The sequence below is a fragment of the Bacillus sp. EU55 genome (assembly GCF_038005925.1).
Lineage (GTDB): Bacteria > Bacillota > Bacilli > Bacillales > Bacillaceae > Bacillus > Bacillus velezensis.
The window spans coordinates 981818-995366 of sequence record NZ_JBBOUE010000001.1; the positions used below are offsets into that span (position 1 = coordinate 981818).

The 13549-nt window shown below is 45.8% G+C and carries 15 protein-coding genes and 1 tRNA gene; 13 read left to right on the forward strand and 3 right to left on the reverse strand.

What is annotated here, in order from left to right; genetic code table 11:
- The first annotated feature begins 32 nt into the window (after window positions 1-32).
- Window positions 33-302 carry a 30S ribosomal protein S14 gene (gene rpsN / locus NYE50_RS05235; RefSeq protein ID WP_025284463.1) on the forward strand — a complete coding sequence of 90 codons (270 nt, stop codon included), beginning with the start codon at window positions 33-35 and terminating at the stop codon, window positions 300-302.
- A 20-nt stretch (window positions 303-322) separates the two neighbouring features.
- Here the strand turns inward: rpsN and NYE50_RS05240 are convergent, their stop codons facing one another.
- Both NYE50_RS05240 and NYE50_RS05245 read right to left on the reverse strand, forming a co-directional pair.
- On the reverse strand, window positions 323-790 hold the full coding sequence (locus tag NYE50_RS05240; RefSeq protein ID WP_007408423.1) for a hypothetical protein: 468 nt from the start codon (window positions 788-790) through the stop codon (window positions 323-325).
- Window positions 787-990: a helix-turn-helix transcriptional regulator gene (locus NYE50_RS05245; protein WP_003155407.1), complete on the reverse strand. Its 204-nt coding sequence runs from the start codon at window positions 988-990 to the stop codon at window positions 787-789. Before NYE50_RS05245 ends, NYE50_RS05240 begins: the two co-directional genes overlap by 4 nt.
- 190 nt (window positions 991-1180) lie before the next feature.
- On the opposite strand from NYE50_RS05245, the gene NYE50_RS05250 reads away from it, so the two are divergent.
- A tRNA-Gly gene (locus tag NYE50_RS05250) sits at window positions 1181-1254 on the forward strand.
- 90 nt (window positions 1255-1344) lie between these two features.
- Here the strand turns inward: NYE50_RS05250 and NYE50_RS05255 are convergent.
- On the reverse strand, window positions 1345-1968 hold the full coding sequence (locus NYE50_RS05255) for a hypothetical protein (RefSeq protein ID WP_063636884.1): 624 nt from the start codon (window positions 1966-1968) through the stop codon (window positions 1345-1347).
- Between the two features lie 84 nt (window positions 1969-2052).
- On the opposite strand from NYE50_RS05255, the gene queG reads away from it, so the two are divergent.
- The 11 genes from queG to NYE50_RS05310 all read left to right on the forward strand — a co-directional run bounded on the left by queG (window position 2053) and on the right by NYE50_RS05310 (window position 13527).
- On the forward strand, window positions 2053-3213 hold the full coding sequence (gene queG / locus NYE50_RS05260; RefSeq protein ID WP_015239452.1) for a tRNA epoxyqueuosine(34) reductase QueG: 1161 nt from the start codon (window positions 2053-2055) through the stop codon (window positions 3211-3213).
- A 76-nt stretch (window positions 3214-3289) separates the two neighbouring features.
- A complete protein-coding gene (locus tag NYE50_RS05265; RefSeq protein ID WP_094296108.1) occupies window positions 3290-4201 on the forward strand; it encodes an amidase domain-containing protein in 912 nt (303 codons plus the stop codon).
- 36 nt (window positions 4202-4237) lie between these two features.
- Window positions 4238-4720 carry a tRNA (uridine(34)/cytosine(34)/5-carboxymethylaminomethyluridine(34)-2'-O)-methyltransferase TrmL gene (gene trmL, locus NYE50_RS05270; RefSeq protein ID WP_007610253.1) on the forward strand — a complete coding sequence of 161 codons (483 nt, stop codon included), beginning with the start codon at window positions 4238-4240 and terminating at the stop codon, window positions 4718-4720.
- Between the two features lie 136 nt (window positions 4721-4856).
- Complete coding sequence (locus NYE50_RS05275) at window positions 4857-5489, forward strand: YhbD family protein (protein ID WP_015417094.1); 633 nt, start codon at window positions 4857-4859, stop codon at window positions 5487-5489.
- Window positions 5480-6193: a polymer-forming cytoskeletal protein gene (locus tag NYE50_RS05280; RefSeq protein WP_053285082.1), complete on the forward strand. Its 714-nt coding sequence runs from the start codon at window positions 5480-5482 to the stop codon at window positions 6191-6193. The genes NYE50_RS05275 and NYE50_RS05280 overlap by 10 nt, the downstream gene beginning before the upstream one ends.
- 11 nt (window positions 6194-6204) lie before the next feature.
- Window positions 6205-6915: a hypothetical protein gene (locus NYE50_RS05285; RefSeq protein ID WP_159353937.1), complete on the forward strand. Its 711-nt coding sequence runs from the start codon at window positions 6205-6207 to the stop codon at window positions 6913-6915.
- Window positions 6916-7273: 358 nt separating this feature from the next.
- Window positions 7274-9169: a serine/threonine protein kinase PrkA gene (gene prkA, locus NYE50_RS05290; RefSeq protein ID WP_003155391.1), complete on the forward strand. Its 1896-nt coding sequence runs from the start codon at window positions 7274-7276 to the stop codon at window positions 9167-9169.
- Between the two features lie 190 nt (window positions 9170-9359).
- Entirely contained in the window at window positions 9360-10544 is a 1185-nt protein-coding gene (gene yhbH, locus NYE50_RS05295; RefSeq protein ID WP_159353938.1) for a sporulation protein YhbH, read from the forward strand.
- Window positions 10545-10724: 180 nt separating this feature from the next.
- A complete protein-coding gene (locus NYE50_RS05300) occupies window positions 10725-11189 on the forward strand; it encodes a MarR family transcriptional regulator (RefSeq protein ID WP_003155389.1) in 465 nt (154 codons plus the stop codon).
- A gap of 36 nt (window positions 11190-11225) precedes the next feature.
- Entirely contained in the window at window positions 11226-11891 is a 666-nt protein-coding gene (locus NYE50_RS05305) for an HlyD family secretion protein (RefSeq protein WP_007610259.1), read from the forward strand.
- 40 nt (window positions 11892-11931) lie between these two features.
- Window positions 11932-13527, forward strand: coding sequence for an MFS transporter (locus NYE50_RS05310; RefSeq protein ID WP_003155387.1), 1596 nt, complete (start codon window positions 11932-11934; stop codon window positions 13525-13527).
- Window positions 13528-13549 lie beyond the last annotated feature (22 nt).

Sequence of the window (13549 nt, forward strand, 5' to 3'; positions counted from 1 at the left end):
CGTAATAATTACGATTTGTTAGGAGTGCTGAAATGGCAAAAAAATCAAAAGTGATCAAAGAGCTCAAGCGGCAGAAGCTTGTTGAACAATATGCGGACATCCGAAGAGAATTAAAGGCAAAAGGAGACTGGGAAGCGCTGAGCAAACTGCCGCGTGATTCTGCTCCGGGCAGGCTTCATAACCGCTGTACGGTGACGGGGCGGCCCCGCGGATATATGAGAAAATTTAAACTGTCCAGAATCGCATTCAGGGAGCTGGCCCATAAAGGCCGGATTCCCGGGGTGAAAAAAGCGAGCTGGTAATGTAAAAAACTCCGGATCTGTCATGAACCGGAGTTTTTGCCGTGCTTATGAAAAGTGAAAGCATAAGCCAAATGCTGAATCATCATCAGAATGAAAATCAAAAGAATCGGAAAAAAGGGAAGGTGCGGCTGAATCAGCGGATAAAACAAAAGCAGAACGGCTGCGGCCGGCAATGAGAAGTAAACGGCGATATACGAGGAACGGCAAGCTTTAGCCGTCATCATTCGTTCTCTTTCATCCTGTTCCTCAAATTCATCGGGCACAAGCCTGTGCTTTTTGCCGTTCCGTTTTTTCTTTTCGGCATAGATATACAATGCGGCACAAACGGTAAACAGCAGAAACGGCGTGATATTCAGCTCAAATGAACCGCTCCCCTCCGTTTGGAAAAACTGAGCGATCCGCGGCGCCGCTTCCATAAAGGAAATAAGCGTCCAGCAGGCCAATCCGTAGAGTGCAAGGTGAAAACACGCTTTTCTTTTCAAACTCATTTTTTCTCCTCCTCCAGCCAGAAAACTTCCTCCATCGGCAGGGAGAAAGCCCGGCAGATGTTAAGCGCCAATAAAAGTGAAGGCACATAATCTCCTTTTTCAATCGCTGCAATCGTCTGTCTGGTGGCTCCGGCTTCTTTTCCGAGCGTTTCCTGAGAATAGCCGAATCTGGCTCTCAGCTCTTTTACTTTATTTTTCATCATCAGGCGTACCTCAAGTTTTCTTCTTTTTTATATTGTATGAGACTCTTAACAAAATGTAAACCCAACTTAACATGTGGACAAAAAAAGAATTTTTTTCGACAAATTTTTTAACATTCCCTTGACGAAAAAAAAATAAACATGTAATATTAGAAACATCAAATCGGTACTGACAAAAATTAATTTTGATGCGGGTGTAGTTTAGTGGTAAAACCTCAGCCTTCCAAGCTGATGTCGTGAGTTCGATTCTCATCACCCGCTCCATACATACGTTATTAACGCAGTGTTTCGTTTCTCTGATAAACGAAGTATTGCGTTTTTTTATGTGAAAAAAGACACGAAAGGCGTGTCTTTTTATGAAAGCCAAGAGACGGTATGCGTGCCTCCGTGAATTTGTTCAAACATTTTTGTTAAGGATGATAGCAGCTCATCCGCCGCGTCGGCATGAAATGAAGGCGGGAAAAAGATCAGCTGCAGCATTTTCTTTGTGCCGGGCGTGACCGGGCGGGTATTGATATGTCCGGTGAAGTCGCCGAAAACGCCGTCCGGGCCGGAGAAAGACAGTACGCTTTCTTTTTCTCCGATCGTAATCGAAATCGGTTCATCTATTTCTGCGGCGTCATACGCCATGATAGGCAATGAATATTTCAAGGAGAAAAAAAGTATGGTATCATGGGCTGAATTCACACTTTCAATGAATCGTTCCCGGGAAATATCGCCGAGCATAAGCTCCATCGGCGTTTTTTGTCCTGAAAAGGCGGGACTGAGCTGTTCCATTATACGCGCCCACTCTTTTACAAAAGGCTGCTCATCTATACCGCCGTCAGCATAATCAAAGTAAAGAGATTCTTGAAATAAACGGAGGCGGCCTTTCAGCATTTGCGGAGCAGGCCCGACTTCGATCTGTTCATATAAGACGGCTGCCGCTTTGATCCCCGGCACCCGTTCAGCAATAAGTGGATCTAAACTGATGTTCAAGTGTGTTCACTCCATTTCGGGATGATAAAACTCTATTATACCTGTGCGGGAGCCTGATCACAAAGAAAGGAGGCTGTGCAAAAAATGAATATTCATAAACTGAAAGAGGAATTAATCGAATACGCCAAAAGCATCGGAGTCGACAAAATCGGGTTTACGACGGCTGATACGTTCGACAGTCTGCGGGACCGGCTGATTCTTCAGGAATCACTCGGCTATTTATCCGGGTTTGAAGAGCCGGATATTGAAAAACGGGTTACACCGTCTTTGCTTCTCCCGAAAGCCAAATCAATCGTCGCCATCGCCCTTGCTTATCCTTCCAAAATGAAAGATGCGCCGAGGAGCACGAGGGACGGGCGGCGCGGCATTTTTTGCAGAGCTTCCTGGGGGAAGGATTATCATGACGTGCTGAGGGAAAAGCTTGATCTGCTGGAGAATTTTCTCCAAAGCAAACATGAGGATATCCGCACAAAGTCAATGGTGGATACAGGAGAATTGTCCGACAGGGCCGTTGCTGAACGGGCGGGAATCGGCTTCAGCGCCAAAAACTGCATGATCACCACGCCTGAATACGGCTCTTACGTCTATCTGGCTGAAATGATCACCAATCTGCCCTTTGAACCGGATGTGCCGATTGAAGATATGTGCGGTACGTGCACAAAATGTTTAGACGCGTGTCCGACCGGCGCGCTCGTCAATCCCGGACAGCTTAACGCCCAGCGCTGTATTTCGTTCCTGACCCAGACAAAGGGATTTTTGCCGGATGAGTTCCGCACGAAAATCGGAAACCGTCTGTATGGCTGTGACACGTGCCAGACGGTCTGTCCGATTAATAAGGGGAAAGATTTTCATCTTCATCCGCAGATGGAGCCTGATCCGGAAATCGCAAAGCCGCTGTTAAAGCCGCTTTTGACCATAAGCAACCGCGAATTCAAAGAAAAATTCGGACATGTATCGGGATCATGGCGCGGCAAGAAGCCGATACAGCGGAATGCGATTTTAGCTTTGGCTCATTTTAAAGATGCCTCGTCTCTTCCGGAATTAACGGCCTTAATGCACCAAGATCCGCGCCCCGTTATCAGAGGGACGGCCGCCTGGGCCATCGGGAAAATCGGTGATCCTGATTATGCGGGGGAATTAGAAAAAGCGCTTCAAAAGGAGCAGGATGAGGAAGCTATACGGGAAATTGAAAAGGGACTGGAGCTGTTATCGGTTTCTGATAAGACTAAAACCGGCCGGTCCTGACATATGTATAGAGAAAAAGCACTTGGCGTGAGTTCAAGTGTTTTTTCTTTATAAAATCGTATGGTGGGTGGAGCGCTTGAAGCATATTATTGAAGATTTAGCGGAGGCCCGGCTTCATTATTTAATCAACGGAACTGAGATGAGGCAGAATGGGCAGGCCGGCGATCTTGAGGTCCTGACGAGAAAAAAAGAGCTGTTTGAAAAACGGAAAGTTGATATCGTGAAGGCGAAGGCAAAAGCCGTCATTGTCAAAAGCAGTCTTGAGGACGACGGCACGTTATGTGTCATGTACACGATTCATTTCGAATATTTGTGCAAGGAGCATGACGGACACCTTTACTTAGAAGAGCAGATTGAGGAACGGATTGCATTTCTCTATGATGAGCTTTTGATTAAAGACCGGGAAGTAAAGAAAAAACCGGCTGGATTTTCTGACGGAAACAGCGTAATTGAATATGAGCGGAGTGAACGGGAAGATTTCGGGCGGGCGTTTCAATACGACCGTCTGGCTGCCGTGCAGTACGCGGAGAAGTTTTGGAATAAACGAAATCCCGCTTATAAAAATTTCAGCGATAATTGCACCAATTTTATTTCCCAATGTTTACATGCCGGAAAAGCACCGATGCGGGGGCATCCGAACAGAGGCTCAGGCTGGTGGATGAAGGCAAGCTCGTGGAGCTACAGCTGGACGGTCGCGCATTCGATGAAGATGTATCTGGCCCAATCCAAGGCAGGGCTCCGCGCATTGCAAGTATCAAGAGCTGAAGAACTGATGCCCGGAGATATCATTTGCTATGATTTTGAAGGAGACGGCCGTTTTAATCATACGGCGATCGTGGTCGCAAAAGATAAAAGCAATATGCCGCTCGTCAATGCCCAAACGTATGACAGCAGAATGAGATATTGGTCATATGAGGATTCAACGGCGTATACTCCTTCCATCAGATATGCGTTTTTTCATATTACGGATGATACGACAAAAGAGTAATTAATGATATAATGGTGGGCGGAATAAAAAACAGAGGTGAACATCGTGGCATTACATGTCGTTTTATATCAACCCGAAATCCCGGCCAATACGGGAAATATCGCACGTACTTGTGCGGCAACAGACACAACGCTTCATTTGATCCGCCCGCTCGGATTCTCAACCGATGATAAAATGCTGAAGCGCGCCGGACTCGATTATTGGGAGTTCGTCAACGTCGTATATCATGATTCATTGGAAGAATTATTTGAGGCATATGAGAACGGAAAGTTTTTCTTCATTACAAAATTCGGCCAAAAGCCGCACACATCATTTGATTACTCAAATACGGAGGAAGACTTTTTCTTCGTATTCGGCAGAGAAACGAGCGGACTTCCGAAAGAATTGATCGAAAACAATATGGACCGCTGCCTGCGTCTGCCGATGACCGAGCATGTGAGATCATTAAACCTGTCCAACACGGCCGCGATTCTTGTATATGAAGCGCTGCGCCAGCAAAATTACAGAGATTTGACGTGAGAAAAAACGCCCGCATCCGGGCGTTTTTTTATTGAATAAAAAGACGGGCAGCAGCGGTTCACGGCATTTTTATATTTTCAGGCTTAACAACGTAACAGTGTTATGTTACAATACATTCATCGAAGGAGCTGGATTCATGGAGGAACAACTGATTTCTAAAAAAGAATTGCTGGAAGAAACATCAATCTCATACGGGCAGCTGTACCGCTGGAAACGGAAAAATTTAATTCCTGAAGAATGGTTTATCCGAAAATCAACATTTACAGGCCAGGAAACATTTTTTCCGAGAGCGGAAATATTGAAACGTATCTCAAAAATACAGAAAATGAAAGAAAATCTGTCTCTGGATGAAATGAGAGAAATGCTGTCTCCGCAAATGACTGATGTCAATATAACGTCTGCGGAACTGCTTCAAAAGGGACTGATTTCAAAAGCCGCGCTGCAAGTTTATGGCGAAGACGGCGTGACATTCACGTCCCGCGCGCTGCTGTCTTTATATGTGCTTGAAGGGCTTTTGCAATCGGGCAATATCAGCCTTGAGGAAGGAAAATTGGCGGCAGGGGTGCTGAAAACGTATGAGGCTTCCGAGCTGAAAGCGAATACGGAGCTTGTCATGCTCCGAAAGCTTGGCGTAACGACGTGCTTCATCGCAGACGCGGAACATATTTTGTTTGAACCGACTGTCAAAGTGGTTGAACGGGTGGCGCTTGCTGCGGCATCGGAAGAATTAAAAACGAAATGGATGCAGGAGGACCATCAATGGAAGTAACAGATAAATTAGTCATCAACGGTTCAGGAAGTTCAAAAGGAGGCCGTTTTCATACAGTGGAGATCAACGGAAGCGGCACGGTGTCAGGTGATGTGGAGTGCACGAGCCTTTTGTTTAACGGCAGCGGAAAAACAGACGGACATGTCAAGACGCAAACGCTGACGATCAGCGGTTCGGGGAAAATTTCCGGCAGCGCCGAAGCTGAATCCATCCGTATCAACGGAACGGGTGTCATTAAAGATGATGTCAAAACGGAGCGGCTGAACGTCGCGGGATTTTCATCTTTCGGCGGCGGTGTGAAAGCTGATGATATTTTCATATCCGGGAAAGCCGGGATTGAAGGCGATTGCGAGACAGAGACGTTCCGTTCGGAAGGCAAATGCAAGATCGGCGGCCTGCTGAATGCCGATGAAGTCAGTATTAAGCTGGCGGCGGGAGAAAGCCGGGTGAAAGAAATCGGCTGCCGCCATTTGAAAGTGATGAGCAGAAAGAGCGTGCTTACGCGTTTTAAGCTGATGCCGGCCCCGGTGCTGACAGCAGAGCTGATTGAGGGTGACATCATTGAATTGGCGGACACGAACGCGAAGACAGTCCGCGGAAATCATGTGCGGATCGGCGCGGGCTGCACCATTGGGACGGTGGAATACAGCGGCGATTTTACATGTGATCCTTCCGCTTTGGTTAACAAAGTCGTGAAACGATAGGAGGAGCTGCGATGGAAACGACAAAAAAATTGAGTCATTTAAAAATGTACGGAGCCGGACACGCCTCCGGCGGTTCCTACCAAAATGTAAGCATTAAAGGGGAAGGAACTGTCGGCGAAGGACTTCAAAGCGAACGCTGCCGGATATTCGGTACGGGACTTTTTCTCGGAGATGCCGAGATCAACAGGCTGAAAATTTTCGGAGAGCATGAAGTTGCAGGAGATTTATCAGCACGTTCAGCAAATGTGATGGGCAAATTGAAAGTCGGCGGCTCCGTGCGTTTCGCCACGATGAGGCTGAAAGGACTTGCTGAAATTGGCGGCGGGGCCGCGGGAGAGCAGTGTCATATAAAAGGCAGCCTCACAGTCGGCGGCGATTGCGAGACGGAGCTGCTTCATGTAACAGGATGTATCAATGTGGCGGGATTGTTAAACGCGGGGGACGTAAACATCCATTTGCGTTATGACCGAAGCCGGGTGAAAGAAATCGGCGGCACATCGATCACCGTCAGACGGAAACCCGGTTTTCTTAAACGGAAAGCCGGCACGCTTTCTGCTGGATTGATCGAAGGAGACGCAATTTACCTCGAATACACGGAAGCGGACATCGTCAGAGGAAAGCATGTGGAAATCGGCCCGGGCTGCAAAATCGGAAAAATCGAGTATCAAACAAGCTGCAAATCTCATGAAAAATCAACAGTCCAAGAACGTATTCAAATGTGAAACATTGTTATGTTGTACAGGAAAGGGTGCTCTTTATGAAGAGCACCCTTTTGCCGTTATTTGTTTTCAGGTTTGCTGTCGTAACCCGCCGTAAAAATGGATACTAAAAAAGTGAGAATGACCCCAAGTAAAATGATCGTTTTCATCATTTCTCCTCCTCTTTGCTTTTCCATTTGATGTCCGAGTCTGGATGAAACTGTATTTCTTTCATTATGAACGGTGCACCGGACCCTTGTCAATGACGGCCTTATAACGTCTTTATTTTTAAGAAACGAAAAGCATGTATTATCACGTCACCGCATAGATTGTAACAAAGTACCTTATTTCTAGTGCATTAACCATGATAGAGGAGGTTCTTATGGATATATTAAAGAAAATTGAAAAGTACAGAGAGGAAGAGCAGCGTCTCAAATGGGAAGGGACGTTCGCTGATTATTTGGAGATCATAAAAGAAAATCCATTGGTCGCGCAGTCTGCTCATTCTCGCGTTTTTAATATGATAAAAGACAGCGGAATCGAGGAGGATGACGGTAAAAAGACATACAGCTTTTTCTCGAGGGAGCTGTTCGGCCTTGAGGAATCTCTGGAACGGCTCGTGGAGGAATACTTTCACCCGGCTGCCAAGCGGCTCGATGTAAGAAAACGGATTTTACTATTGATGGGACCCGTCAGCGGCGGAAAGTCAACTCTTGTCACCATGCTGAAAAAAGGGCTTGAAGCCTACTCATTGACAGACAACGGCGCTGTTTACGCCATTAAAGGCTGCCCGATGCATGAAGATCCTCTCCATCTCATTCCCCATCATCTGCGCGACGACTTCTACAGAGAATACGGCATCAGAATTGAGGGCAGCCTTTCTCCGCTTAATGTCATGCGGCTTGAAGAAGAATACGGCGGCAGAATTGAGGATGTAAAGGTTGAACGTATATTCTTCTCGGAGGATAAACGTACCGGAATCGGAACCTTCAGCCCGTCTGACCCGAAATCACAAGATATCGCCGACTTGACGGGGAGTATTGATTTTTCAACGATTGCCGAATACGGCTCAGAATCAGATCCGCGCGCTTATCGGTTTGACGGTGAATTAAATAAAGCGAACCGCGGAATGATGGAGTTTCAGGAAATGCTGAAATGCGATGAAAAATTTCTGTGGCATCTTCTGTCACTCACGCAGGAAGGCAATTTCAAAGCCGGACGGTTTGCGCTCATCTCAGCCGACGAATTGGTTGTTGCGCATACGAACGAAACGGAGTACCGCTCGTTTATTGCCAATAAGAAAAATGAAGCCCTTCACTCCAGGATCATCGTGATGCCTGTTCCTTATAATTTAAAGGTGTCAGAGGAAGAACGGATTTATGAAAAAATGATTTCTGAAAGTGATGTTTCTGACGTACACATCGCCCCCCATACATTAAAAGTGGCCGCGATGTTTTCTATTTTGACCAGGCTGAAGGAACCGAACCGCTCTGATATTGATCTCGTCAAAAAAATGAGGCTCTATGACGGAGAAAGCGTTGAAGGTTACAATTCCGTTGATCTTGAGGATATGAAGAAGGAATTCCATGATGAAGGAATGAGCGGAATTGACCCGCGCTATGTCATCAACCGCATTTCCTCAACGATTATCAGAAAAAATATGGAATCGATCAATTCGCTTGATGTGCTGCGTTCCTTAAAAGAAGGGCTCGACCAGCATCCGTCGATCTCCGCCGAGGACAAAGAGCGGTATATGAATTTTATTTCCGCCGCCAGGAAAGAGTACGATGACATCGCCAAAAAGGAAGTGCAGAAGGCGTTCGTCTATTCATATGAAGAATCCGCGAAAACTCTCATGGACAATTATTTAGATAATGTGGAAGCGTACTGCAATAAAAATAAGCTCCGCGATCCGCTGACGGGAGAAGAAATGAATCCTGACGAAAAATTGATGAGATCCATTGAAGAGCAGATCGGCATTTCAGAAAACGCGAAAAAAGCGTTCCGCGAAGAAATCTTAATCCGCATATCCGCCTATGCAAGAAAAGGAAAACGCTTTGACTATAATTCGCACGAAAGACTCCGCGAAGCGATTCAGAAAAAGCTGTTCGCAGACTTAAAAGATGTGGTGAAAATTACGACCTCCACCAAAACGCCGGATGAGCAGCAGCTTAAAAAGGTCAATGAGGTAGTAGCAAGGTTAATAGATGAACACGGCTATAATTCGACTAGCGCTAATGAACTGCTGAAGTATGTCGGAAGCTTGTTAAACCGCTGATGTTTGATTTCATTGAGAGGCCCGTCTGTAAAAGGACGGGTTCTTTTGTCTGTTTTTCGCAATTGTTTGTCAATTGGAGAGTCCGGCCGGCATAAGATAAAAATAAATCTTTTCGCCGGACTTGTTTCATAAACAGGACCAAGCCGGAATACACATGTAAAACGACCATAACGGTTAAGGAGGGGAATTCATGTCCCGTAATGACAGCGGAAATTTTTTGATTTCAGAGGAAGACTGGTCCCTCCATCGCAAAGGCTTTGACGACCAGCAGCGCCACCAAAAGAAAGTACAGGAAGCGATAAAAAACAACCTTCCGGACCTTGTCACTGAGGAAAGCATTATTATGTCCAACGGAAAAGATGTCGTGAAAATCCCGATTCGTTCGCTTGATGAATATAAAATCCGTTATAACTATGATAAAAATAAACATGTCGGCCAAGGCGACGGCGACAGCGAAGTCGGCGATGTCGTCGCAAGAGACGGCGCAGATAAAAAGCAGGGTGCCGGAAAAGGCCAGGGAGCCGGCGATCAGGCAGGCGAGGATTATTATGAAGCGGAAGTTTCATTGATGGATCTGGAAGAAGCGCTGTTTCAGGAATTAGAACTGCCGAATCTGCAGCAAAAGGAAAGGGACAATATCGTCCATACCGATATCGAGTTCAATGATATCCGGAAAACCGGGCTGACAGGGAATATCGATAAGAAAAGGACGATGCTGTCGGCCTATAAACGAAACGCTATGACAGGCAAGCCGTCGTTTTACCCTATTTATCCGGAAGATCTGAAATACAAAACATGGAATGATGTGACGAAGCCGGAATCGAAAGCTGTCGTTTTAGCCATGATGGATACAAGCGGTTCGATGGGCGTATGGGAAAAGTATATGGCGAGGAGCTTCTTTTTTTGGATGACACGATTTTTACGGATAAAGTATGAAACGGTTGATATCGAATTTATCGCCCACCATACGGAAGCGAAGGTTGTGTCGGAAGAAGATTTCTTCTCGAAAGGCGAGAGCGGGGGCACCATCTGTTCCTCCGTTTACCGGAAGTCTCTTGAATTAATTGATGAAAAATATGACCCCGCCCGCTACAACATCTATCCGTTTCATTTTTCAGACGGAGATAACCTGACTTCGGATAACGCCCGGTGCGTAAAGCTCGTCAATGACATCATGAAAAAATCGAATCTGTTCTGTTACGGGGAGGTCAATCAATATAACAGGCATTCCACCCTCATGTCCGCCTATAAAAATGTCAAAGATGATAAATTTAAATACTACATCCTGAAACAGAAATCAGACGTATTTCAAGCGCTGAAAAGCTTTTTTAAAAATGAGGAAGCCGGTGTAAGCAAAGCATCGTATGAAATATAAAGCCGAGTGAAGAATCGTGCGGCCGCGGTTCTTCACTCGGCTTTTTTAAATTAAAAATAAAGAGAAAAAACGGCATAAAAAAAATCCTTAAAAAATGAAACTTTTCTCTTTACAAACCTTCTTTCATTTATTAATATTTTATCTTGTGAACTATTATTAAGGGAATGAGGTGAAAATACGGTGATTGAATCAGAGCTCGCTTTGCTCAGTTTTGAACAACTGTTTGATACTTCCAGATCGATTTACAAAAAGCAGAAAATGATTCTGGAGACAGTTCTTGAACCTTTTGATATTACAGTACTGCAGTATCTGCTGATGTTCAAAATACATAAGAGCAAAAGCACGCAGCTTTCAAGGCTGGCTTTGTCGCTTGATCTGAAACCGGCGTCTGTCACGAGAATGACCGATATTCTGTATAAGCGCCGCCTAATGGTTCGGAGCGACTATCACGACGACCGGCGTGTTGTTATGATTCAGTTAACCGAAGAGGGGGAAGAACTTCTAAAGAAAGCTGCTGTTCAATATGCCGAAAAAGCGGCGGTCTTATACCGGCAGCTCAATACCGCTGAACTGCAGTACCTGCGCAAGCTTGCGGAAAGTTTAACGAAGCTGGCAAACGGCTGTGCAGTGAAAAACGGAAAATAAAAAAATCCCCACATATTTTTATCATCATTCCACAAAATGATAGAGGAAGAAACGAAAGGAGAAAACAAAATGAACAGAGGACGTTTAATTCTGACCAACATTATCGGTTTGATTGTTGTTCTTGCAATTATAGGCGGAGGTGCTTACTACTATTATCAAAGCACACACTATGTAAAAACCGATGAAGCAAAAGTTGCCGGCGACATGGCTGCTATCACAGCTCCTGCTGCGGGTAAAGTAACTGACTGGAACCTTGATGAGGGGAAAGAAGTAAGCAAAAACGACGTTGTTGCAAAAATCAAAGGACAGCAAAATGCTGACGTAAAAGCCATCATGGATGGAACAATCGTGAAAAACGAAGTGAAAAACGGCCAAATGGTGCAAGCCGGTACGACAATTGCCCAGGAAATTGACATGAAACACCTTTACATCACTGCAAACATTAAAGAAACAGACATCAGAGACATTGAAGTAGGAAACAAAGTAGACGTAATTGTTGACGGAGACCCTAATACAACATTTGACGGAACAGTAGAAGAAATCGGTTATGCGACAAATTCAACATTTGATATGCTGCCTTCTTCAAACTCAAGCGGCAACTACACAAAAGTAACGCAAAAAGTTCCTGTTAAAATTTCACTCAGCAACCCATCTGACAAGGTGCTTCCTGGTATGAACGCATCTGTAAAAATTTCTGAATAATACAGATCAGTCATCAAACCATGAAGGGAGGTTGTCTTAGGTGGCTAAATCAGATAATCAAGTAAAAAGTCCTAAAACATTGCTTATTGTGCTTATGGCCGGGTTATTCCTGGCGATCTTGAACCAAACGCTTCTTAACGTGGCGATGCCGCACTTAATGACCGAGTTCGGTGTGAGTGCGACGACGATTCAGTGGCTTACGACCGGATACATGCTGGTCAACGGTGTTTTGATTCCGTTATCTGCGTTCTTAATTACCCGGTTCGGACAGAGAAGCCTCTTTCTCGTAGCCATGTTCTGTTTTACAGCGGGAACGTTAGTCTGCGGAATCGCGCCTAACTTCTCAACCATGCTGATCGGCCGGTTAATTCAGGCGGTCGGCGGCGGTATCCTGCAGCCGCTGGTCATGACAACCATTCTGCTTATCTTCCCGCCTGAAAGCAGGGGGAAAGGAATGGGGATTTTCGGTCTTGCGATGATGTTTGCTCCGGCGGTCGGACCGACTCTTTCCGGCTGGATCATCGAGCATTACACATGGCGCATTATGTTCTACGGTCTTGTTCCGATCGGGGCAATCGTTATTATCATAGCGTTTTTCCTCTTTAAGAACTTGGTGGAACCGCAAAAAATCAAACTCGACAGCTTGGGTGCGATTCTATCCATTGTCGGATTTGCCTCATTGCTTTACGGAGTCAGTGAAGCGGGCAGCGACGGCTGGGGAGATCCGATCGTGCTGTCTACCGTCATTGTCGGTGTCATCGCGATTGCCGCGTTTGTCATTCAGCAATTGCGCTCTGAAAAACCGATGCTCGACTTCCGGGTATTTAAATATGATATTTTCTCACTTTCCAGTGTGATTAACATCATTATTACCGTTGCGCTTTACACAGGAATGTTCCTGCTTCCGATTTACCTGCAGAACTTAGTCGGCTTTACGGCGCTGCAATCGGGTCTCTTGCTATTGCCGGGCGCGATTGTCATGCTGATCATGTCGCCGATTTCCGGTATTCTGTTTGACAAAATCGGTCCGAGACCGCTTGCGATTATCGGGCTGGTCATCACGGTCGCAACGACATTCCAGTACACAAAATTGACAATTGACACACCGTACACGCACATTATGCTTGTCTATGCCATCCGCGCATTCGGTATGTCACTGTTAATGATGCCTGTTATGACAGCCGGAATGAACCAGCTTCCGGCACGGTTGAACAGCCACGGCACGGCGATGAGCAACACGCTCCGCCAGATCAGCGGTTCAATCGGAACAAGTTTGATCACAACGATTTATACGAACCGTACGACAATGCACTATTCGCAGATTGCGGATAAAACGAGCACGGCTGATCCAAGCTTCATGCAGTCGTTCCAAAGCGCGGTTTCGAATTTAATGGTCAACATGAACATGTCGCTTGATGCGGCGAAACAAACCGTTTATTCATATCTCTACAAAACAGCTTCACTTAATTCCAACGTTATGGGGATTAATGACGCGTTTATGTGGGCGACGATCTTTGCGGTTATCGGCGTAGTCCTGAGTCTGTTCTTGCGTGACGTACGGAAAGACAAACAGCGGGCGAAGAAAAAAGAGGAGCTGTCATTGCTTCCGGCCCCTAAAGAAGTGAAGGAATCTTAATCATCTGAATGGGAGGTTTCCT

What these genes read in the sequence shown, in the direction of transcription:
- NYE50_RS05275 (WP_015417094.1), top strand. Translation starts at nt 4,857, where the DNA reads ATGGAGGAACAACTGATTTCTAAAAAAGAATTGCTGGAAGAAACATCA.
- NYE50_RS05240 (WP_007408423.1), bottom strand. Translation starts at nt 790, where the DNA reads ATGAGTTTGAAAAGAAAAGCGTGTTTTCACCTTGCACTCTACGGATTG.
- NYE50_RS05305 (WP_007610259.1), top strand. Translation starts at nt 11,226, where the DNA reads ATGATAGAGGAAGAAACGAAAGGAGAAAACAAAATGAACAGAGGACGT.
- prkA (WP_003155391.1), top strand. Translation starts at nt 7,274, where the DNA reads ATGGATATATTAAAGAAAATTGAAAAGTACAGAGAGGAAGAGCAGCGT.
- queG (WP_015239452.1), top strand. Translation starts at nt 2,053, where the DNA reads ATGAATATTCATAAACTGAAAGAGGAATTAATCGAATACGCCAAAAGC.
- NYE50_RS05245 (WP_003155407.1), bottom strand. Translation starts at nt 990, where the DNA reads ATGAAAAATAAAGTAAAAGAGCTGAGAGCCAGATTCGGCTATTCTCAG.
- yhbH (WP_159353938.1), top strand. Translation starts at nt 9,360, where the DNA reads ATGTCCCGTAATGACAGCGGAAATTTTTTGATTTCAGAGGAAGACTGG.
- rpsN (WP_025284463.1), top strand. Translation starts at nt 33, where the DNA reads ATGGCAAAAAAATCAAAAGTGATCAAAGAGCTCAAGCGGCAGAAGCTT.
- NYE50_RS05285 (WP_159353937.1), top strand. Translation starts at nt 6,205, where the DNA reads ATGGAAACGACAAAAAAATTGAGTCATTTAAAAATGTACGGAGCCGGA.
- NYE50_RS05280 (WP_053285082.1), top strand. Translation starts at nt 5,480, where the DNA reads ATGGAAGTAACAGATAAATTAGTCATCAACGGTTCAGGAAGTTCAAAA.